Source organism: Bacillus sp. FSL L8-0152 (assembly GCF_038006365.1).
GTDB classification, from domain to species: domain Bacteria; phylum Bacillota; class Bacilli; order Bacillales; family Bacillaceae_G; genus Bacillus_A; species Bacillus_A cereus.
In genome coordinates this window covers 3,106,721-3,128,277 of record NZ_JBBOVB010000001.1, presented here as the reverse complement: position 1 = coordinate 3,128,277, position 21,557 = coordinate 3,106,721, and the positions used below count along the sequence as shown (strand labels likewise).

Genomic DNA, 21,557 nt, shown 5'->3' with positions numbered 1-21,557 from the left:
TGAAGAATAATATATATAATAAACGGGAATGAGAAGAAGATAGATAATAAATACTTATAAATGGGAGATGATTTATGTGAACGTTTCATTAAAAGTATGTACTTTCAAAGCGCCGTTAGATCTATTAAAAGAGAGTCCTGGGCAGCAAGAAACCGAATTCAATGTCAGTCCACAATTAGCTGTTCCTCATAGTGTATTGTGGGAAAATGGACAAACTATACGAGTTCGCTTTCTAGAAGGTTCTTCTTTCCTCCGAAGTAAAGTAAAGCAAGTTGCTCTTGAATGGGAACAATATGTTAATTTAAAATTAGAGTTTACTGAAGATCCAGAAGCAGAAATACGAATTGCCTTCGTACAAGGTAATGGTTCTTGGTCGGCGCTTGGTACAACATGTCTGGACGAGAGGTTCTTCCCTAAGAATGAACCAACAATGAATTATGGCTGGCTGAATGATCGCTCGAAAGAAGACGAAATTCGGCGCGTCGTGCTTCATGAGTTTGGTCATGCTCTTGGGTTTCTTCATGAGCATATGTCGCCAGAAGCGGATATCCCTTGGGATAAGCCAAAAGTATACGAGTATTTTATGGGTCCTCCCAACAATTGGACAAAGGAAGAAGTCGATTTCAACGTGTTTAATAAATACAACATAGCGGATACCCATTTCTCTGATTTCGATACCAAGTCAATTATGATGTATAGTATCGAAAATGAACTTACTGTCGGAGATTATGAAGTACCGCTAAGCAATACATTATCTGAAATGGACAAGATGCATGCTGCGATATTCTATCCCCGTGCTACTTCCTTAATAACTTTGAAGACGCACAAAGAGCAATATGTCTCTGTGGACAATAGTGGTGGTCAAGCGTTAGTGGCACATTCTCAGGAACCAGGTAATGATGGTATATTTGAATGTATAGATTTAGGGTTGTCGCGAATTGCTTTGCGCGCTCATAATGGTCAGTTAATAGGAATTAACAGACAGGGTTTGCTGATCGTTAATAGGAAGCAAATTACTCCTGCCGAGATTTTTGAATTCGTCCGGTTAGATCAGGACAAAGCAGCTTTACAGGCAGCGAACAAACAATTTGTAGGCGCCGTGGAGGGAGGCGGACGAGAGTTGATGGCCGATCGCGAACAAGTGGGTGATGAGGAAACATTCCTAGTAACCTTTCATACCGTGGAGGAAACACCAGGGACGCCCGCATCTAGCATCGATACTGGAGCTATAGAAGAATGAACATGGAGCATCATACCTATTTACTCCCGTATCGACAAGTTTCTCGGGACATCGCTCCAGAACCTATACCGGATGGTGTCATACGAATTCAAGCAAATACGATTTGGGATTTTGCAGAAAGGGGGAAGGGCATAAAGATAGCGGTAATCGATACAGGTGTTGATAGGGAACACCCGGACCTTAAGAGTGCGATTATCGGAGGCAAGAATTTTACGGATGCTTATCAAGGTGATGGATCTAATTTCTCAGACGATGAAGTTCATGGGACTCACGTTGCAGGAATCCTTGCAGCCAACGGAAAAATCCAAGGCGTTGCACCTGAAGCAAAGTTACTCATTCTTAAGGCTTTGCGTGTTGATAAGGAAACCGGAAAAACCAACGGAAAAACAGAATGGATAATAGATGCAATCCGCTATGCCATAGACCAACGGGTCAACATTATCTCGATGTCCGTTGGAAGTCCGAAGGAAGACCCTGTTTTACATCAAGTGATCCGGGAGGCAGTAGAGCGAGGGATCCTCGTAGTATGCGCGGCTGGTAACCGAGGAGATCTGGATCATAAGACCATTGAATATGATTTTCCAGCGGCTTTTAATGAGAGCATTTCGGTAGGGGCTATCGGTCCTGATTTAAAATCCCCTTACTTCACAAACTCTAACAGCGAAGTCGATTTGGTTGCACCAGGTGTAAAAATATTATCAACTCTACCCGGTGGTAAGTACGGTGAGTTGGAAGGGACCTCTATGGCGGCACCCCACGTAACGGGAGCTTTGGCTCTACTCATTCCCCTGTGCAGAAAGGTATTTGAGCGAAATTTAACTGAAACGGAACTTTATGCCCAGTTAATTAGACGGACCGTCCCGCTAGGTTATCCAGCCAGCTTAGAAGGTAATGGCTTACTGGATCTTAGTGTGCCAGACAGGCTGCAGCAAGCCAATTCTACTCCATAAAGAAAGTAGTTAACAATGAAAGTATGCTCATCGAGATGAGGCATGCTTTTATTGTTTCTGTTGCAAAAAACTATAAAGGAGCACGGAAAAGATTCCTCTTTTTTTGAGCCACTCATGATTGTAATTTAGTCGAAATATCACTTAAACACGCATTTTACAGCAAATAAAAGGAATACATTTTGAAAGAAGATTAACCCAAATGCATTCTTTTATGATAATACTTATCGAAACATAGATATATAATAGACGTTTAAATGAATACAATCCAAAGAGGGTGCGCCTACATAATTATTAACGTTAACGATGACAATACTTCTTGAAGCATTGAACGTAGACAATCACTTTTTCCTTGGCTATTTCCATCCTCCTTAAACAACGATTTAGAGAAGATTTAATTTAGGATAGAACATATCAATTTTCTTGGAGAAAACAAATTTGAAGGATTGCATGAAACTGAACAAATGAAATTACGTCTTTTACGTATAGAAGTGCCGTTTTATTCTTAATATAACGGCTTTTTTATAGAAAAAATCTTTAACTTTGTTTTTTGAAATTCTGACGGTACCCATGCCCATCAACTTAAAAATCTTCACTATTCCTAAATGTAAAAAACGCTATTCTTTCTAATCTAGCTTGTTTAGAAAGAATAGCGTTTTTTTAGTAAATTCACATATGCACTAAAATTACACCTAAACAAAACGAATAAAACAGATTCTTATTGAGAATCTATAACATGAGCTATTGTATTTCATAAATATTTAATCACATTTACTTTTAAATCTAGAATTTTAGGAGGGAGTAGCATTGAATCGTCAAAAGGAACTTGAAAGGTTACTTAGAGAGTTTACAGAAAATGAAGGATTTCGTGATCAATATGGTTATATCGTGCATCAAAAAAAGAGACATCTGATGCTATAGTACAACCTGATGCACGTGGGGAAGCAACATTATATACAGCAATTGCTGCAATAGCTATTTCGACTAGTAATTATATACAAGATGAATGGGATAAAAATTATGCAAACGAAAAGCTAAAAGAGTTATTAACTACTTTACTCAAAGAAGGTTGGGGAAACAAAGATAACTTTGGACATAAACACCCAATTCGGCATCCTGAAGTTATTGATTACTATAGATATGGGATGATATAAAACAAAGAATGAGTCCACTATCAAAAGATAGTTTTGGTACAATTGTAGCAGCGGCATACTATTACTATTCTTGTCCAAATTCAAGTCAAGAGGTTCGTGAATTAGCTTGGGATTTAATTACAAAGTGGATTGAGTACTTGATACTTTTCCAATGGCGAACTCACTCGATATATATTGAAGGTGAATCGTATGAACAAGATGATGATTATTATAAAAATATTTTTAGTGACGATAAATTAATAAACAGAAAGATGTATAAGGGTATAGAGTCGTTTATGTTATGGCCACATGAAATGTACGCTTTACAGAACGCAGCAGCACATTTAGGTATACCAACAAGTCATTGGAGAGTATGGGAGAACATTATTCCTGAATTAAAACAAACTATCATAGATGTTGCTGCCCCGTACATAGCCCAATATGCTGGAGAAGCTTTAGATGCTTTATTGAAAAATTACCGTATTGTCGTTCAGTATAGCATTCAAATTCTTCCTGGTTGGTCTTCTGGAAAAGTAGACGGGGTATTTGTAGTTGAAATCTCTTCTGACACTCGCGAAAAAGTAGTTGCAAATTTCAAAGAAACCCTTAAAGAGTTACTGCGCAAAATCATAAGAGTTGGGAACTATAAAGATTATCAGAGGGATGAATTATTAGAGATTTTAATTAATCGTATTCTTAATTTTTTTCCAGATGTTTTAGGTCCAAACAGTTGGCGTTCTATTTTAACCAGATCAATACAACAGATCCTACCACGAATTGAAAGTACGATTGGTATAGGGCCTAATTTATTTTTTGAGTAAAGTTGCTTTGAGACTACTAAAAATTAATCTGTACATAAATAAAAAGTACAGATTAGCAACATCTAGTAATTAATTATGGAGTGTACAATGTTTATGTACACTAATATGTAAAGGGGCGAGCGAGATTTGTACATCTAAGTATATTTCTTTCTAAGGTCTTTAAAAATGCATTTCATATGTAGCTTTAAAGGCAAGGATAATAAAAAAGACTGTTAATTACAGGGCATTATAAGATGCTTTTATTTACCAGTTCATATACAATAAAATGTAGGGATTTTATTGTATATGAACTGGTTGATAACAGAATTATTTTATCAGTACATAAAAATATTAGATGTTGAGTAGAGTTTTATTAAATAAGTTCATGGGAATCCTATATGAAATGAAACATACGAAAGTGGTGAGAAAAGTGAATTGGGAACATTTTCAAACTTATAATGATGCCCCGACACAAGCTTTTGAAACTATGTGTAATCAATTATTCGAACTTTGGTGTAAGAGAGAATATAAAGATTCTGTAAATTCGGTTACTGTGGTTAACGGAAGTGGCGGTGACGGCGGAGTGGAAGCGTTCGCTACTTTAAAGGACAATTCAATAATTGGTGTACAAGCTAAATGGTTTCGTTCTAGTATAATGGATGGTCAAATGACTCAAATAAAAAAGTCTATTAAAACTGCAATTGAAGTTCGACCAAATTTAATCCGATATATTGTATGTGTCCCTAGAGATTTAAACTCAATAAAAAAAGGAAGAGAAGGCAAGGTTGTTACTAATACCGAATCGACTAGATGGGATACATTGAAAAAAGTAATTCAAAAAGAATATCCATCGTTAGAAATAATATTGTGGGATGAAACAGAGATATTATCTCAACTTCAACAGCATGAAGCTAGTGGGATATATAGATATTGGTTTGAGAAATCTGAAATAAGTTATGAGAATCTGAAATATTCTTATAACCGCCAGAAAAGTGGATGGCTTTCTCAAAAGTATATACCTAACCTTCATCAAGAGGGGGCTATTAACAATCAGGTATTACAATACTTAGGTACCTCAGAAACTAGAAAAAATATATTTGTTCAATTAAAAAATATAAAAGAATTATGTAATTGTATTAAACGTTCGATAGATGATTATGTAGAATTTATTGAATTTAGGAAAGTAGATGGGTCAGATTTTGATAATCTAGCTCAAATAAAAAATAAGTTTGAAGACATAGAGGGTAAGGTTGCCCAATTAATTGAAATTCTAGTAGAAGAGAAACTAAATGAAACATTACTTAGTTATCATGATTTTTTAATTGACATAGATTTAGTTTACTCAATATTAGATGAAAGAAATATTTCTAATGATAAGCGTTATTTTCATATTAGAGAAATAAAAAAACATATAACTGAATTCGAATTACATGATTTTCATTCAATTTTATCTGAAATGGAATTCACTCTAAATCAAAATCTTTTTGTAATTGTTGGTAATCCTGGAGTGGGTAAAACTCACGGGATTGCAGGTGCCATTGAGGATATCTTTGAAGGAAACTTTCATATACCTATTTTAATTAGAGCTAAGGATATAAATCCTTCTAGTAGTTGGAAAGATATTATGACAAATGTCTTAGGTCTCTCTAGTAACTGGGGAGAAGTAGAGATTTGGAGAGGGCTTGAATCTTTATCTTATAGAAATGAAACAATAGAATTATATAAAAATATTTGTAATGAATTTAAATTAGTACCTAAAGTGATTATTTTTATAGAAGGTTTAGATGAGTCTAGGCCATATGATAAATGGATAGAAAAACTTCGTGAAGCTAGCAGTATAACAGAAGTGTATTCAAGAATAAAGTTTTGTGTTACAAGTAGACCATATGTTTTTGAATCTATATCACATGCAGATAATCTGCTGGAAAATATTTTTAGACTTCAATCAACCGGAGATGTGCCAGTAAATCAACTTTTCTCAATTTATATTAATCACTTTGGTGTAGAGGTAGGTAGTTCAAATTGGATTAAATGGAGCTTAAAGTCACCATTAAGTTTAAGACTGTTTTGTGAGAATTATAAGAATCAAAATGTGAGTAATATAGATAGTACAGCTATGACTATAACAAACCTATTAAAAGAAAAAATAAAAATACTTGAAGAAGAATTTATTAAAACTCACGATTTAAAAGTTGGAATGAATAGTCAAATAATTAAAAAAAGCCTAATAGCAATCTCAAGTTTATTTATTGAAAAGGAACGAATACCTCTTCCTGAAATTGAAAAAGTATTAATCGATTCAATCCCTATGATTAATAGTCAGGAAATAGTAAGTTCATTGATACAGTACTTAGAGAACTATGGATTACTTCAAAGTTTTGAGGAATATTCAGAATCCTTCTTCGGTGATTCAAAAAGGATATTTTCGATTGGTATGCAACCCATATTTGATTATATTTTTGCACTTAGATTATATGAAAGTGGACATAATTATGATGGCATGAAAATACCTGAGCAATTCTTGAAACAAAATGGTGTAATAATGATGCTTGCAATTTTGTTAATGGAAGAACATTCATATCTTCTATCAAAAAATAGTTGTATAAAACAAGCTTTTTCAGATTCGAAAAGTTTGTCTTTAACATGTTTTACTTTAGCTAATGTTTCTATTACTGCAGCTGAAAAATATAAAGAACATATCGCTGAAGTAATGCGAACAGATGCTGAACATTTAAAGAAAATTGTTGATTCTTTAATTAAAGTAGTATCTCGGGTTAAAGGGCATCCACTTGGTAGTAAGATGTTACATGATTATATGATGGAGTTCAGCCTACCTGCTGAAAGAGATATAATTTGGTCCGTTCCAAGTAACATAGTGTATGGTATTAATGAAAAGTGGGTTTCTAGTAGTTTTATTCAGTTAGACCATGAAACTTTTAAATTAAAAGCCGATGATTCTTTCGATGGTTTACCATTAATTTATGCATGGTTATTAACAACTGTAAATAATTCAGAAAGAGTAAGTTATAGAGCAACGTTAGGGGAATGGGCGGTTAGTCAGCCGTTAGAATTCTTTAAGCTGTTTCAATTAGTAATCGAAACTAATGATATGCAAATGAAAGAAGATATTTATTCAATTGCAGCTGGAAGTGTTCTTGCAAATCAAACGAATGAAGAACTTGCTAAATTATTTTGTGATTGGATAATACAATTTGTTTACCCTGATGCTAATACATGCCTCACAAACAATATTGCGATTAGGTACTATACTCGTTCTATATTGGAAAGTGGATATAGAAAAGGATATATTAATGAGGCAACCATTGAAAGATGTCGTCCACCTTACTTTAATAATATGGATATACCAATAGATATTACTGCAAGAACCGGATCAAGAATGGGAGGATATGGAACAATTGATTATGATTTATCAAGGTATGTATTAATTGATCCAATTAATTCGAACTTCTTTTATCCAGAAAAAGTATATTCTGAGAGCGAAAAGGATGAAATAGCTGGATTGGCGGAATATTTCGAATTGGATGAAGTTAAATTACTATTAAAAGTAGAGGATTTGGAAGAAGAAATCAAAATTAAATTGAATAAACTTGTTGATTATTATGAGGATCAACAAAATTTTTGGGTGAGAATTAGTTCTTTAGTAGACTATACTGATTCGGATAGTAGTACCAACATCGAAGAGAAAAATGATGTGGGAATAGTTGAAAGCAAAGAAACTTTTAATTTGATATATAATATTAAAGCTGAAAAGTTATTGAATCGATATATGGAGAATTATGATGTTCAAAACCTTACTTCTGATCAATTTATACTTTGTGCTGCTTATAATTATCTAATGAAGCAAGGCTGGACGAAAGATATATTTTCAACATATATTTCTTCAGATGATGAAGAACGTATTATAGGTATCGACTCGGCTATTCTTGAGAAATTCCATGCGGCTACACATGGTGCAAAAAGTGGAGTAATGAGTTTTTGTGAAAAATACATTTGGACTGCCAAAAATGAAATTTTAGGATATTTAGCTGATAATTTATTATTTAGAGATTATGATAAACCACCTTTTATTATAGAAAATTATACTCTTCTTTCAGATTTTCCTAGTCCATTACAAGAAATCTCCCAGATTGATCCAAAAGAGAAAAGAAAACATACAGAGCTTTACTTACCAGAGAATCTTTCACCAGAGATAGAGGGAGTAGTTAGTGAAGAAGCAATTAATTTATGGATGAAAGATACGCCAGGGCCTACACTGGAAAACTGGATTTGTTTAAAAGGTGAAAAAAATGAGAAAGAATCAGATAAAGTGTTATCATTATTTGAGTATCACTCCTTGTCAAATCAAACTGGTGGAGAAACAAATATGTGGATTACTTCAGTAATAATTGATAAGGAGAATCTTTCGATTTTTAAATATGATTTTTTAAACAAAAAACCATATTTATGGAGTGTGTTTAATAATACTTCTGATGCCCATGCTACAATAGATAACTCTTGTTATATAACTCCAAAAGAGGTTTTGCTTTTAGATGGAATTGAAGAGACTGATGCTATTAAAAAAGTAATCACTTTTAGAGATAAGAGTTTTAAAGAGTATTGTTTTAATTACACAGCAACGGAGTGTGTTTCTCATTTTCTTGAATTTGGTGATGTATATTATATTATGCCATCTAAATATATACGAAACCTCTTAAATATTACTGGTGGAGATGGATATGAATTCTATAACGAAAATTTAGAAGAAGTTGGTTTTTATAGAATATCAGGGGAACCATGGTTTGATGAACAATCATACTTATGTGTTAATAAAGAGAGGTTATTAAAGAATTTAGAAAGTGAACAAAAATCTATAGTATGGATTGTAAGAGTTATGAGAGAGGCAACACCTAAGGCTAGAGAAAAATACCGACATGTGAATGGAAGATATAATGAATATTATATGCTGTGGTTTGAAAATGGAGAGATGCAGCAAATCAAGACTCATTCAGAGGATGACTAATATTACAGTATTCTCTCAAATTTTATATAAATTGAAAATGTTTTTTGAGAGAGTAAATTACTTATTTATTGAGCTAACATTTAAAAATAATGTTAGCTTTTTTGTTAGTGTATAATATAAATGGAGGGGTTTAATTGAATGCTTATGATTTTGGAAGACAAAGTGTAGAAAAGTTGAAAAAAGAGAGTGCAAGATTTTCTAATTTACTTGATTTCTGTAGTAGTTTATCTGGTTATCAAGAACTTAGATTTGTAGAAACCTCTGAAAGTAGGGGAAGGATAGAATATGGAAAAAAAGGTGCTGTAATTGAATTAGAAGAGGTTTGTTATAGGTTGAGACGAGAAAAGAAATGCGCGCAAACAATTCATTTTTCAGTTGGATATAGCAAGGAATACGGTGGGGGAATAAAAAAGGCACATACGTTAAATAGAGCAACAAACTTAACGATGGATATTTATAATGTTTGTACATATTTTTTATATGAGCGCCATACAGGAGAGCCGATTCGATCAGTAAGTGTTTCATTAACAAACCTTATTAATGAAGGGGAAGAGCAAATTTCGCTTTTCGATAACATTATACAAAGAGAAAAAGAAATACGATTAACGAAAGTTATGGACGAAATTCGAACACGATTTGGTAAGAACAGTATTTTACGAGGCATTTCTTACACAAGCGTCGCAACAGCAAGATATAGAAACACATTATTAGGAGGGCACAAATCGTGAAGAATGCTAGTATGCTAAAAGGAAGAGGTATGGTAAAGTGGCAACCGTTTGCCAGTATGCCGGAGCAGTTCGCAGTTATTAAAGAAATGATAAAGGAGCAAACGAAAGCCTCGCGTCCAATTGTAACGCAAGATGCAAAAGAAATGATTGAAAATAAGCTATTAACTTCATTTTTAGGTGAGGAAGAGGTTTTACTTACATATTATAAAGATGGTTATTTATATAAAAATTACATAACAGTAGTAGATATTAATCCATTAATGGAGACGATTACTTGTACTGATGCTTTTCATAATCAAAGAATGTTTAAGTTTTGTGATGTAATTGAGGTTGATTAGAATAATTTTCTATGCAGTAGGTTTATTTTTAGCAGTCTACTGCATAGAAAAATAAAAGGTTCAGTCACATAACAATTTTCAAGGTTTTAAAATAACTTTAATACAATCATCTTCACGATTATTAAAAATTTGATAACCGTAGCTTGCTTCTTCAAGGGGGATTTTGTGTGTAATAATCTCTTTTGGATCAAATTCTTTATTTGTTATTTTTTCAAATAGTTCCGGCATAAAATGAATAACAGGTGCTTGTCCCATTTTAAGATTAATATTTCTAACCCAAAATGCTCCGAGTGGAAATGCATTATAATTGCCACCATAAACGCCAGTCATTTGAACCGTTCCATATTTTCTTACGGCTTTCGTAGCGATTTGAATAGGACCGAGAGTTCCGCCTTGTAATTTTAACTTTTGTTCTAGAAATTCTAGTGGCGATTTTTTTCCATCCATGCCCACGCAATCAATGACTACATCGGCACCGCCATGTGTGATTTCCTTTAAATGTTCTCCCATATCGGGGAATTTTGTAAACTCAAATACCTCAACATTGTTAATCTTTTTTGCATAATTTATACGATAATCTAAGTAATCGACTGCGATTACGCGCTTAGCACCTTGCATCCAAGCAAATTTTTGTGTCATTAATCCAACAGGTCCACAACCTAGGACGATAACAGTATCACCTGGCTTAACACCTGCGTTTATTACACTCCAATAGGCTGTTGGCAAAACATCGGATAAAAACAGTAAAGATTCATCTTCAAGTTCGCATGATTCCGGTATAACAAATGGAGTGAAATTTCCAAAAGGAACTTTTAAATATTCTGCTTGTCCGCCTGGATGGTTACCAAATTTCTCTGTATAACCAAAGTATCCACCAGAATCATAATGAGGATTGGAGTTATCACATTGGCTTTCCATTTCATGTTGGCAATAGAAACAATGTCCACAAGAAACGTTGAAGGGGATGACAACACGATCTCCTTTTTTCACTTTAGTAACATCTGGACCAACTTCTTCAACAATGCCCATTGGTTCATGACCAATAATGTACCCTTGTGGTAAAGGCATGTTCCCTTGATATAAATGTAAATCAGAACCGCAAATAGCGGTTGAAGTAATTTTTACAATAATATCGTCTTTTTTCTCTAACTTCGCATCATCAACTTGTTTAACTTGTACTTGGTTTGGTCCTTGATAGGTTACAGCTTTCATCTCATATCTCCTTATAAATTATTTTTCATAATTTATATGTATCTCTTGGCAAAACAGAAATCTTTAGTAAAGAGAAATTTATACATATTGTTGTTATGAAAGTACGTTATAGTAGCTCTTCTTTCTTATGTCTTTTGCCCTATTTTAAGAAGAAACTCAATATTTATACATAATTTAATTCCCATAAAAAGGATAATTATTATTTCATAATTTGTAGCATATTAAAAACATTGGAGGTGAAACGATATGGCAAATAATAATAGTGGAAGTCGTAATGAATTATTAGTTCGAGGCGCTGAACAAGCTCTTGATCAAATGAAATATGAAATTGCACAAGAGTTTGGTGTACAACTTGGTGCAGATACAACAGCTCGTTCAAACGGATCTGTTGGTGGTGAAATTACAAAGCGTTTAGTAGCAATGGCAGAACAACAACTTGGTGGTAGAGCTAACCGCTAAGTAAATTGGCATAAAATATAGCAAATATGTAAATCAATTTCTTTTGTGTATTCATAAAAATAAAAAACCTTATATTAAACAGATTCTCACTCAAAGATTATTGATAATCTTCTTTCATAATCTTTGAGTATTTTATTTGTAAACGACTTTCCTAAACAATAAACACGCAGTGTTGGAAAGGTGTTTTCCATGCATAGTAGAAAATCTTTTGCAGGAAAAAGCATACTTAAAAATTTGATTTCAATATTGAAATCAATATTTATTATGATATTTTCGAAAGGGAGGAATTTAAAAATGGGTATTTTAAGTGGAAATCCTCAAAATGAACCGTTACATTACGGAGAAGTATTTGATATTTGGAGTTATCTTTTAGCAGCACAAGGTGCAATTGCAAGCCATCAAGTATTTATGAACCACACAGGTGACGAAGATTTGAAGAAGTTTTTAGAAAGCTTAATTGAAAATGATATGAATTCAGAAGTAGAAGAGTTAAAAACTCTTTTAAAGATTAATGGGGTAGCTTTACCGCCTGCTCCTCCAGAACGACCAGTTGCATCTATCGAAGACATTCCCCCAGGGGCACGTATTAATGATGTTGAAATTGCTGCTGCTGTTTCTGCAGGGCTAGCAGCTGGACTTGTGACATGTAGTCAAGTGATGGGGAAATGTCTTCGAGAGGATGTAGGGATGCTATTTGGACAATTTCATATGAAAAAAGCGCAAGCAGGTGTAACGTTGCTGCGTTTAATTAAGAAAAAAGGGTGGGTAGTTCCACCTCCATTACATGTAAGAAATTCTGATCAAGCTTAATAAACAAAAATAAAAAAGTGGCATTGGCCACTTTTTTATTTTTTAGATGTATCCTCAACTTTAGATTTATTTATTGTAGAAGAATCCATATATTCATCTGACATTTCCATAGCATATTTGTCATGATGAATATGGTTGTGATTTCTTAATTCATCATCGTTACGCAGTACTAGTCTCTTCATATAAATGTGGAAGAAAACCTCTATTCCGCCAATAATTAATGCGGCTAAGAATGAAGAAAGTCCAATATTACGAGTAGCATCTAAATTAGTAAATAAGGATGTTAGTAGCCAAATTCCGAAGAAGTTTAAGCCAAAATCTGCCATTGTAGCAATCATATTTCCGTATTTAGGTAAAATGAAGAGATCGCCGATTAAATAAGAAGCTCCTGTTAAGAAAAGAGAAATGAGTAATACTCTAGGAATGGAAATGCCTTGAAAAATACTGAGTACGATAAGTAATACTGCAGTTATCGCTGTGTATTTAATTAATAAAGCAACAATATGTTTCATCATTTTCCTCCATTGTTTAAACGTATACAGAATAAAAGATTTCATTAAAAACGGGTTATGCTATATAGCGTAACCCATTTTAATCAACCTTTAATGGTAAGAAGTACAACCTGGTTAAGAAGCAGGCTTATACTACAGATAGTATTTTCGGAATAACGAGTTTTATTCACAAGGTGTATTTCCATTCTTATAATACAGACGTTGCCTAAGTACAGTGTTTCTTTATTAAACTTAATAATTTTTTCCGTTTTGATTTTTATACTTAATGTATCTTTTTGTCTACATATTTTCCGTAATCAGGTACAGCAATTTTATCAAATTCTTGAACAAGTGTTTTGAGGCTTGTTGATAGCAATTCACCTGACATCGGTATCCCATGTCCAGTAACAGCGGTTAGAGGCTTTAACTTCTCTAGCTTAATAACTGACCCTTTAGCAGCTTTCCAGTCTGTTGTTAAATAACGAGGCGGACCGCTTATTTCCTGTTCTTGAGTTATTACTTTATACAGATACTCCTGTTTCACTGTAACAAAAGCGTCCCCAGCAATTAAAGTTCGGTCTTTCTCTCGGAATAATGAAATATGCCCAGGAGTATGCCCTGGTGTATGAATCCATCTAAACTTTGGCATATGGGGAACAGTTCCATCGATAGGTAGTGCTTTTACGCTATTTCCTAAATCAATCGGTTCATTAGGGAACAGGGGAGACATTTTCGCTACCATACCACCTTCAACTGTTGGATCTGGTTCAGGATAGCTTTGTTGTCCAGTCAAAAACGGTATTTCCATTTGATGGGCATAGACTGGAACATCCCAATATTTAATGAGTTCAATTATTCCTCCAACATGATCAAAATGCCCATGAGTTAAAATAATTGCTTTTGGACGGCTATTTGTACCAAATCGCTCCTCAGTAACAGAGATAATTTCATTTGCACATTTAGGCATTCCAGCGTCAACTAAAACAAAATCATCGGTATGCGGATTCCCAACAAAACATATGTTGACGATTTGAATCGTGTAGCAAAATAAATCAGGTAATACTTCGATGCCGTGACCACTTTCAATTGAAGTTGCTGGAATAAATTTGTAATCACTTCCATAATTCATTTCATTGTTCAATTTTTCTCCCCCCTTAATATATTTTAATACGACATTATAGTTCCCTAATCTTGAAAATTCATTTTGGCGAATTTGAGAAAAGAATTAATGTGGGATTAAAAAAACAATAATTTAGTCCTAGAATTAAGAGGGATTCATATCAATTTATATAAAGTGCAAACAAAAAATATTGCTTTTAAAGTCACAGATTCTACTATTTTTTGAGATGAATTTATGGCTTAATAAAAGATTTATAAGGATATTATAATGTGGATTTATATAAAAAATACATAACAAAGGTCGATAGAAATCCATTATGTCTAATGATTGCTTTTCATAATCAAAGAATGTTTAAGTTTGGTGATGTAATTGAAGTGAATTAGAGGGGGAAATAGGAGTGATGACCTCTTCCTAACTTAATTATATCATGTAATTTAAGTTCGAAATAGACTGTTTCTTCTCATTTACTACTGTTACAATCAAGAACACATGAATAGTAAGGAGAGGTGCCAAATGAGTTCTTTCGTTCTCGATTTTCAGGAAATAGAAAAAACGCAGCTTTTTCTCGTTGGTGGAAAAGGATTGAATTTAGGGGAGTTATCAAATATTCAAGGGATACAAGTGCCAGAAGGATTTTGTGTTACAACGGTAGGGTATGAACAGGCCATCGAAAAAAATGAAGCGTTTCAAACTTTGTTGAATCAATTAGCAATGTTAAAAATTGAGGAACGAGATCAAATTGGTGAAATTAATAAGAAGATTAGAGAAGTCATTATGGCAGTGGAAATTCCAGTTGATGTAGTGAAATCAGTAGTTCATTATCTCTCGCACTTTGGCAATGAATATGCGTATGCAGTGCGTTCGAGTGCTACTGCTGAAGATTTACCGTATGCCTCGTTTGCTGGTCAACAAGATACGTATTTAAATATTATTGGAAAAGAAAACATTTTGCAGCATATTAAAAAATGCTGGGCTTCTTTATTTACAGATCGAGCGGTTATATACCGAATGCAAAATGGTTTTGATCATAATCAAGTTTCTATATGTGTTGTCGTCCAAAAAATGGTTTTCCCTGAGGCTTCAGGGATTTTATTTACTGCGGATCCGATTACTTCGAATAGGAAGGTGTTATCAATCGATGCCAGCTTTGGACTTGGCGAGGCGCTAGTATCTGGATTGGTTTCTGCCGATAATTATAGGGTAAAGGAAGACGAAATCGTCGAAAAGGTCATCGCAACGAAAAAATTAGCCATCTATGGACGAAAAGAAGGCGGAACAGAGACAAAGAAAATTGCTCCTAATCAGCAAAAAGTTCAAACACTTACTGAACAACAAATTTTACAACTAGCACGCATCGGAAGACAAATCGAAGTTTATGTTGGTTGTCCGCAAGATATTGAATGGTGTTTAGTTGATGATACATTTTATATAGTCCAAAGCAGGCCGATTACGACTTTATATCCAATTCCAGGAGTAAATGATGGGGGAAATCATGTGTATATATCGGTTGGTCACCAACAAATGATGACCGATGCGATGAAACCATTAGGTTTATCTTTTTTCCTGTTAACGACTAGTGCCCCTATGCGTAAAGCGGGAGGCAGGTTATTTGTTGATGCTACGCAACAATTAGCTTTACCTGCTAGCAGAGATTACTTAATAAACACTTTAGGAAAATCGGATCCACTCGTAAGAGATGCATTAACGACTATAATCGAGCGAGATGATTTTATTCAATTGTTACCGGATGATGAAAAAGAAAAGGATCTTAGTAAAAATGTGCCATCTGCAAGTTCGCAACAACAACCTGAGAATGATCCGGAAATCGTTACGAATTTAATAAAGAATAGTCAATCATCAATAGAAGAGTTAAAACGAAACATGCAAACGAAATCAGGGGTGGATGTACTTGATTTTATTTTAGAAGACATTCAGCAATTAAAGAAAGTATTATTTAACTCGCAAGGTATAGCTATTATTATGGCAGGTATGAATGCTTCATCATGGATTAATGAAAAGATGGAACAATGGCTAGGGGAAAAGAATGCAGCAGATGTACTTTCACAATCTGTACAAAATAATATTACTTCAGAAATGGGTTTAGCATTATTAGATGTTGCAGATGTGATTCGGCCGTATCCAGAAGTCATTGCGTATTTACAACATGTAGAAGATGACAGCTTTTTAGATGAATTAATTCAGTTTAAAGGCGGGGAAAAAGTTCGGGATGCAATCGATGCCTTTCTAAATAAATATGGAATGAGATGCAGCGGAGAAATCGACATTACGAAAACGCGCTGGAGTGAACAGCCAGCTACAATTATACCGATGATTTTAAATCATATAAGGGACTTTGAATATGGTGCTAGTAAACGGAAGTTTGAAGAAGGGCTGCAGGAAGCTGTGAAAAAAGAAGAAGAGTTAGTAAATCGATTACAACACTTACCGGATAGTAAACAAAAAGTAGAAGAAACGAAGCGTATGATTCGCAACATCCGTAATTGTATCGGGTATCGTGAATATCCAAAATACGGCATGATTAATCGTTATTTCATATATAAGCAGGCGTTACTGAAAGAAGCTGAGCAACTTGTGCAGAGCGGTGTCATTCATGAAGTTGATGATATATACTATTTAACTTTTGAAGAGCTTCACGAAGTTGTTCGCACGAATAAACTAGATTACGAGCTGATACAAAAACAAAAAAATGATTACAAATTATATGAAAAACTAACGCCTCCTCGTATAATGACGTCTGATGGAGAAATCATTACAGGTAAATATAAACGAGAGAACCTCCCAGCTGATGCGATTGTAGGTTTGCCTGTTTCATCAGGAGTTATAGAGGGAAGGGCACGCGTTATTTTAAACATGGAAGAAGCGAATTTAGAAGAGGGCGATATATTAGTTACTGCTTTTACTGATCCGGGCTGGACACCGTTATTTGTGTCTATAAAAGGGTTAGTCACTGAGGTTGGTGGACTTATGACACATGGAGCAGTGATTGCACGTGAATATGGATTACCGGCAGTTGTCGGTGTGGAGAATGCTACGAAAATAATAAAAGACGGACAACGAATTCGGGTACATGGAACAGAAGGATATATTGAAGTGTTGTAATGAAATAAAAGATCATCCGCTATTAAAGTGGATGATCTTTTATTATATAGCGGACTTATTTCTTTAAACCAGCTGCATAAAAAGGTCCATGAACTGCAATAGTTGATAAAAAGCGAGCAATCTCCTCAGGTGTTTCTTTTTGTCCATTATTTAACCATTGCTGGATGACACCTATATGTGCAGATGCCATATAAGAAGTTAAGTATTCGCTTGGAACAAGTAAATTCTCCTTATTAATGAGAGGACCATTCGTATCTTCAAATAATGTTTTCCACATAAAGTCTTTCAGTTTTGTTTGGAAAGATAAATCTCCTTTCGGACTTAGTACAGCTCTCATAAAATCACTATTTTCATTTAGAAATTCAAGAATAGAAGTGATAAGTATAAATGGCATTGCTGGAGAAGGATTTGTTCCAAGGTCAGCAATAACTTCCGGGAATTTCTGTTTAGCAATGTTAGAAAACTCGTACATAATGTCTTCTTGGCATTTTGTCATTAAATCAAATTTATCTTGATAGTGCGCATAGAAAGTACCGCGATTAATGTTTGCTTTCGTTGTGATATCTTTCACTGTAATGGCGTCAAAACCCTTTTCTTCAATTAGCTCCACCAATGCGTTCCGTATGGCAGTTTTCGTACGAACAACACGCAAATCTAAATTACTATCGCGCAAAGCATGTCCCTCCTTAATTTTACTGAACACATTTAGAAAATGTGTCTTATAACCGACACATTCACGATTTTTGATTATTGTATAAGGTTCAACTCGAACATATAATTCAAAATATAAATAAACAACACGTTGTTGATTATTATAAATTAAATTAAAGGAGGAGAAAAGAAGATGTTTAAAAATAAACTTTTATTGTTATCACCAGTTATTGCACTACTTGTTGTTTTTATTTTTTCATTAACGTTATTTCCAACTGTTCAACCGCAGCCGAAAAACTTGCCAATTGCAATTGTAAATGAGGATCAAGGTGTAGAAATTCCAAATCAACCGAAAATGAATATGGGGCAAACAATTGTTGATACGGTGAAAAAATCATCGAAATCAGAGGAAGAACCCGCAGTGAAGTGGGTAGAAGTAAAAAATAAAGAAGCCGTTCAAAAGGGATTAAACAATAAAGAGTATTACGCGGCATTAGTCATCCCGAAAGAATTTAGCGCAAAACAAGCGTCGTTACGAACACCACAGCCATCTTCACCTGAGATAGAAATATATATTAATCAAGGAATGAATACGGCTGCATCAACTATGGCAGGACAAATATTACAGGCGACCGTTGATAATATGAACAATAATGTTCGTACGCAAATATTAGAAGGGTTAAAAGCAAAAGGAGATACTGTAACAACAGATCAAGCTGTGAAATTAGTAACACCTATTGTAAAGAACGTGAAAAATATGAATGAGGTCGGCAAAAATAGTGCGAACGGTAACTCACCAATATCATTGTTCCAGCCGTTATGGATTGCAAGTTTAGCGAGCGCAGCGATTATTTTTATTGCGATTAGTAAAATACCGGTAAGTTCACGAAAAGAAAACTTTATATTGAAAGTAAAACAAATCGTAACAGGAGCTATTGCGGCACTTGTAATTGGATTTGGTCTTACATGGATTGCAGATGGGATGGTAGGATTAAATATTTCGAACTTCACGGATACAGCTCTATTCTTATCCATTACTTCTTTTAGTTTCTTCTTAATGATATCTGCGGTACTTTCATTAGTTGGGCTAAAAGGAATCGGTTTATTCGCTTTATTACTATTTTTCGGGGCGCCGTTATTATCATTAGCACCTGAGATGTTGTCTCCGTTTTATCAAGACTGGGTTTACCCATGGTTACCAATGAAATTTATGATCGAAGGCTTAAGAGAAATCTTCTTCTTCGGAAAAGGGGTAAGCTGGAATACACCTGTTACTGTACTCGTTTGGATTGGTATAGTAAGTGCGGTTATTATATTAGCAACTGCATTCAAACGTAGTGCAGTAAAAGGGCATAAAACAGAATTGAACGCTTAAAAAAAGCCGTTTCACTAAATTAGTGAAACGGCTTTTTTTGATGAAATCTATAAGTTGAAAAATTAGTATTTGCTGTTGTCGCCTTGGAATAAGTTTTGATGACTTTTTCTCAATGAAAAAGCCTGATTGTTAAAAAGTGTTGTATGTAATTAAGGAATTTCTAAAGATCGCGTACGTTCCAAACAATCTCACCGCGCTCGTCATCCCACGTACTGTGATGCCTCTTAAACCCTATCTTTTCTAGCACCCGGAGGGAAGCGATATTCCAAGCGCCTACAGTCGACCAAAGCCTGTGGCGCCCAGTAGCAATTGCAGCGTCCAGTACAACGGCTGCTGCCTCAGTCGCATAACCTTTTCCATGAGCGCTGCGGAACAATTCGTATGCAATCTCCGGCTCTTCAAGTGTGGAACGACCGATAATCAAGCCACAGTATCCAATAAAATCGCCTTCGTCTCGCCTACGAATAGTGAGAAGAGAAATGCCATTTTCGTCTGCTTTCTTGCGCATCTCAATGAGCCGGTTACGAACGGAATCAACGGCTGGAATATCCACACCACGTTCGCCAATTAATTTGCTCAGCCAAACGGAATCGGATTCCTCCCACATACTAAGCTCAAGTCTTTCGGTTTTCAGCTGGAAGGCCATAGATTTAAATAAAGATGGCATAGTGGTACCTCCTAGTTATATGATTGGATTCATAATAGCTTCGCATCTCAACACCACATCTGGTTGGAAACCTGATTCATTCGCGAATTTATAGCCACAGCGTACAAAAAAATAGTGATATTTTATCCGCTATTTGTCGTGTAGTAAAATCCCCACTGAATATAGTTTCACTTTATGAATAAGCAATTCCTTTGCAAAATAGACCCTTTTCTCAAACTTTGCTTTCAATCTAAAGTCGTCCCGTTATATACACAGGCTCCTACTATTTCTAAATGCATAAAATGTTAAGCGAAAGTATGGAGGGATACGATGTATAATTCGAATTATTATGATTGGTATAGACAAAATGATAAGTTGATTAGTGATATTGAAAAAGCTATAAATGGAGAGTATAGCGCTATAAGCTGCTATGCAAAATTAGCGAATATGGCTCCAAATCAAGTAGAACAAAAACAAATTCTTGAAATTCGTAATGATGAAATAAAGCATTTCCACAACTTTGTACAAATTTATACGAACTTAACTGGCAGGCAGCCGAAACCACAAATTACTGAAAACTGCCCAAATACGTATTTACAAGGATTAGAGTTCGCTATACAAGATGAACAAAAGACAGTAGATTTTTATTTGGAAATTTCAGATGAGACATCGGATGCACATTTGAAAGAGTTGTTACGGAGAATAGCTGCGGATGAACAAAATCATGCGGTATGGTTTTTATATTACTTCGTGAAGTCGAAGTGAGCATTAAGAATGAACGACTGATGTAGTGAAGATATTAAAAAATATTTTAAAACGCAGTGCAACGATTGAATAAGATATGTAAATGTAAGTAGAAGGAAACCGTTTCGCTAGTAGTGGAGCGGTTTTTTATGATGTACATAGGTATCGACAAAATATAGTAATTAAATTTGATATATAATGTATGGAACAAAAATAAATAAGCTAGGAGCAGACATATGAAAAGAGGGATTACAGTAGATATTCTAGATGGATATGATAATTTACTTTGGAAAGTCTTAAAGCCAATTGATATTACTGCATTTGATTGGCAAGCCATGGGAAGGGAGGAAGCTTATATAATAGTAGGGAATGAATTAGGTCCAGAATTATTTTCAGAAGATAACGAGATCATGGTAGGTTCAGCTTTAAAAAAGCTAATAAAAGACAACATATATTATCTTTTATTTGTAGACTTAAAAGCATATCCAAAAGGGGAAGTACTAGGAGAAATTGAAACATATGAAGAATTTAAGGAGAGTAAGTGTGAAGTAGTCGTATTAGTAGCGGATGGTGATTACATACAAATTTATGTGAAAAACCAAGAAGAGATTGAAATGATGTATGAAAACGCACGGAATCAAGGATTGTATGTAGAATATATTACAGATGAAAATGATGGAAGGACTCGTTTGTCAGTATGGTAGCAATTTGAAAGGGGAAAGG

The 21,557-nt window shown here is 34.5% G+C and carries 16 protein-coding genes and 1 pseudogene; 12 read left to right on the top strand and 5 right to left on the bottom strand.

The window, feature by feature from the left end; genetic code table 11:
* Positions 1 to 67: 67 nt before the first annotated feature.
* The 6 genes and pseudogenes from MHH27_RS15770 (at position 68) to MHH27_RS15745 (ending at position 10,206) form a co-directional block, all read left to right on the top strand.
* A complete protein-coding gene (locus MHH27_RS15770) occupies positions 68 to 1,240 on the top strand; it encodes a M12 family metallopeptidase (RefSeq protein WP_340943244.1) in 1,173 nt (390 codons plus the stop codon).
* A gap of 2 nt (positions 1,241 to 1,242) precedes the next feature.
* Complete coding sequence (locus MHH27_RS15765) at positions 1,243 to 2,190, top strand: S8 family peptidase (protein WP_445688704.1); 948 nt, start codon at positions 1,243 to 1,245, stop codon at positions 2,188 to 2,190.
* A gap of 1,159 nt (positions 2,191 to 3,349) precedes the next feature.
* Complete coding sequence (locus MHH27_RS15760) at positions 3,350 to 4,141, top strand: hypothetical protein (protein WP_340943240.1); 792 nt, start codon at positions 3,350 to 3,352, stop codon at positions 4,139 to 4,141.
* A gap of 382 nt (positions 4,142 to 4,523) precedes the next feature.
* Positions 4,524 to 9,140, top strand: a complete 4,617-nt coding sequence (locus tag MHH27_RS15755; RefSeq protein ID WP_340943238.1) for a hypothetical protein — start codon at positions 4,524 to 4,526, stop codon at positions 9,138 to 9,140.
* A 311-nt stretch (positions 9,141 to 9,451) separates the two neighbouring features.
* Positions 9,452 to 9,868 (top strand): annotated as a pseudogene (locus tag MHH27_RS15750) (DinB/UmuC family translesion DNA polymerase); the annotation flags it as partial.
* Positions 9,865 to 10,206, top strand: a complete 342-nt coding sequence (locus tag MHH27_RS15745; protein ID WP_016512621.1) for a YolD-like family protein — start codon at positions 9,865 to 9,867, stop codon at positions 10,204 to 10,206. The pseudogene MHH27_RS15750 and the gene MHH27_RS15745, both read left to right, overlap by 4 nt.
* Positions 10,207 to 10,284: 78 nt before the next feature.
* Here the strand turns inward: MHH27_RS15745 and MHH27_RS15740 are convergent, their stop codons facing one another.
* Complete coding sequence (locus MHH27_RS15740) at positions 10,285 to 11,418, bottom strand: zinc-dependent alcohol dehydrogenase (protein WP_000649083.1); 1,134 nt, start codon at positions 11,416 to 11,418, stop codon at positions 10,285 to 10,287.
* Between the two features lie 246 nt (positions 11,419 to 11,664).
* Here MHH27_RS15740 and sasP point away from each other — a divergent pair, with 246 nt between their 5' ends.
* Both sasP and MHH27_RS15730 read left to right on the top strand, forming a co-directional pair.
* Entirely contained in the window at positions 11,665 to 11,877 is a 213-nt protein-coding gene (gene sasP, locus MHH27_RS15735; RefSeq protein WP_000002841.1) for a small acid-soluble spore protein, SasP family, read from the top strand.
* Between the two features lie 294 nt (positions 11,878 to 12,171).
* Complete coding sequence (locus MHH27_RS15730) at positions 12,172 to 12,687, top strand: DUF3231 family protein (protein ID WP_098566920.1); 516 nt, start codon at positions 12,172 to 12,174, stop codon at positions 12,685 to 12,687.
* Between the two features lie 35 nt (positions 12,688 to 12,722).
* Here the strand turns inward: MHH27_RS15730 and MHH27_RS15725 are convergent, their stop codons facing one another.
* Positions 12,723 to 13,199: a YndM family protein gene (locus tag MHH27_RS15725; RefSeq protein WP_141534625.1), complete on the bottom strand. Its 477-nt coding sequence runs from the start codon at positions 13,197 to 13,199 to the stop codon at positions 12,723 to 12,725.
* 262 nt (positions 13,200 to 13,461) lie between these two features.
* On the bottom strand, positions 13,462 to 14,319 hold the full coding sequence (locus tag MHH27_RS15720) for an MBL fold metallo-hydrolase (protein WP_098566921.1): 858 nt from the start codon (positions 14,317 to 14,319) through the stop codon (positions 13,462 to 13,464).
* A 492-nt stretch (positions 14,320 to 14,811) separates the two neighbouring features.
* Here MHH27_RS15720 and ppsA point away from each other — a divergent pair, with 492 nt between their 5' ends.
* Positions 14,812 to 17,418, top strand: coding sequence for a phosphoenolpyruvate synthase (ppsA, locus tag MHH27_RS15715; protein ID WP_340943234.1), 2,607 nt, complete (start codon positions 14,812 to 14,814; stop codon positions 17,416 to 17,418).
* A 55-nt stretch (positions 17,419 to 17,473) separates the two neighbouring features.
* Here ppsA and MHH27_RS15710 read toward each other — a convergent pair whose 3' ends face one another.
* Positions 17,474 to 18,091 (bottom strand): TetR/AcrR family transcriptional regulator, encoded by a 618-nt coding sequence (locus MHH27_RS15710; protein ID WP_098250576.1) that lies wholly within the window; start codon positions 18,089 to 18,091, stop codon positions 17,474 to 17,476.
* Between the two features lie 171 nt (positions 18,092 to 18,262).
* Between MHH27_RS15710 and MHH27_RS15705 the strand changes: the two genes are divergently transcribed.
* Positions 18,263 to 19,444: a YhgE/Pip domain-containing protein gene (locus tag MHH27_RS15705; protein WP_016512626.1), complete on the top strand. Its 1,182-nt coding sequence runs from the start codon at positions 18,263 to 18,265 to the stop codon at positions 19,442 to 19,444.
* A 160-nt stretch (positions 19,445 to 19,604) separates the two neighbouring features.
* Here the strand turns inward: MHH27_RS15705 and MHH27_RS15700 are convergent, their stop codons facing one another.
* Positions 19,605 to 20,111 carry a GNAT family N-acetyltransferase gene (locus MHH27_RS15700; protein ID WP_098250577.1) on the bottom strand — a complete coding sequence of 169 codons (507 nt, stop codon included), beginning with the start codon at positions 20,109 to 20,111 and terminating at the stop codon, positions 19,605 to 19,607.
* A 309-nt stretch (positions 20,112 to 20,420) separates the two neighbouring features.
* Between MHH27_RS15700 and MHH27_RS15695 the strand changes: the two genes are divergently transcribed.
* Positions 20,421 to 20,855, top strand: a complete 435-nt coding sequence (locus MHH27_RS15695; RefSeq protein WP_000282832.1) for a ferritin-like domain-containing protein — start codon at positions 20,421 to 20,423, stop codon at positions 20,853 to 20,855.
* 215 nt (positions 20,856 to 21,070) lie between these two features.
* Positions 21,071 to 21,538, top strand: coding sequence for a DUF2691 family protein (locus tag MHH27_RS15690; protein WP_098250578.1), 468 nt, complete (start codon positions 21,071 to 21,073; stop codon positions 21,536 to 21,538).
* The last annotated feature ends 19 nt before the right edge of the window (positions 21,539 to 21,557 follow it).

Coding starts and splice junctions, on each gene's coding strand:
- MHH27_RS15690 (WP_098250578.1), top strand. CDS start 21,071: ATGAAAAGAGGGATTACAGTAGATATTCTAGATGGATATGATAATTTA.
- MHH27_RS15700 (WP_098250577.1), bottom strand. CDS start 20,111: ATGCCATCTTTATTTAAATCTATGGCCTTCCAGCTGAAAACCGAAAGA.
- ppsA (WP_340943234.1), top strand. CDS start 14,812: ATGAGTTCTTTCGTTCTCGATTTTCAGGAAATAGAAAAAACGCAGCTT.
- MHH27_RS15760 (WP_340943240.1), top strand. CDS start 3,350: ATGAGTCCACTATCAAAAGATAGTTTTGGTACAATTGTAGCAGCGGCA.
- MHH27_RS15740 (WP_000649083.1), bottom strand. CDS start 11,418: ATGAAAGCTGTAACCTATCAAGGACCAAACCAAGTACAAGTTAAACAA.
- sasP (WP_000002841.1), top strand. CDS start 11,665: ATGGCAAATAATAATAGTGGAAGTCGTAATGAATTATTAGTTCGAGGC.
- MHH27_RS15755 (WP_340943238.1), top strand. CDS start 4,524: ATGAAACATACGAAAGTGGTGAGAAAAGTGAATTGGGAACATTTTCAA.
- MHH27_RS15730 (WP_098566920.1), top strand. CDS start 12,172: ATGGGTATTTTAAGTGGAAATCCTCAAAATGAACCGTTACATTACGGA.
- MHH27_RS15765 (WP_445688704.1), top strand. CDS start 1,243: ATGGAGCATCATACCTATTTACTCCCGTATCGACAAGTTTCTCGGGAC.
- MHH27_RS15695 (WP_000282832.1), top strand. CDS start 20,421: ATGTATAATTCGAATTATTATGATTGGTATAGACAAAATGATAAGTTG.
- MHH27_RS15705 (WP_016512626.1), top strand. CDS start 18,263: ATGTTTAAAAATAAACTTTTATTGTTATCACCAGTTATTGCACTACTT.
- MHH27_RS15725 (WP_141534625.1), bottom strand. CDS start 13,199: ATGAAACATATTGTTGCTTTATTAATTAAATACACAGCGATAACTGCA.
- MHH27_RS15770 (WP_340943244.1), top strand. CDS start 68: ATGATTTATGTGAACGTTTCATTAAAAGTATGTACTTTCAAAGCGCCG.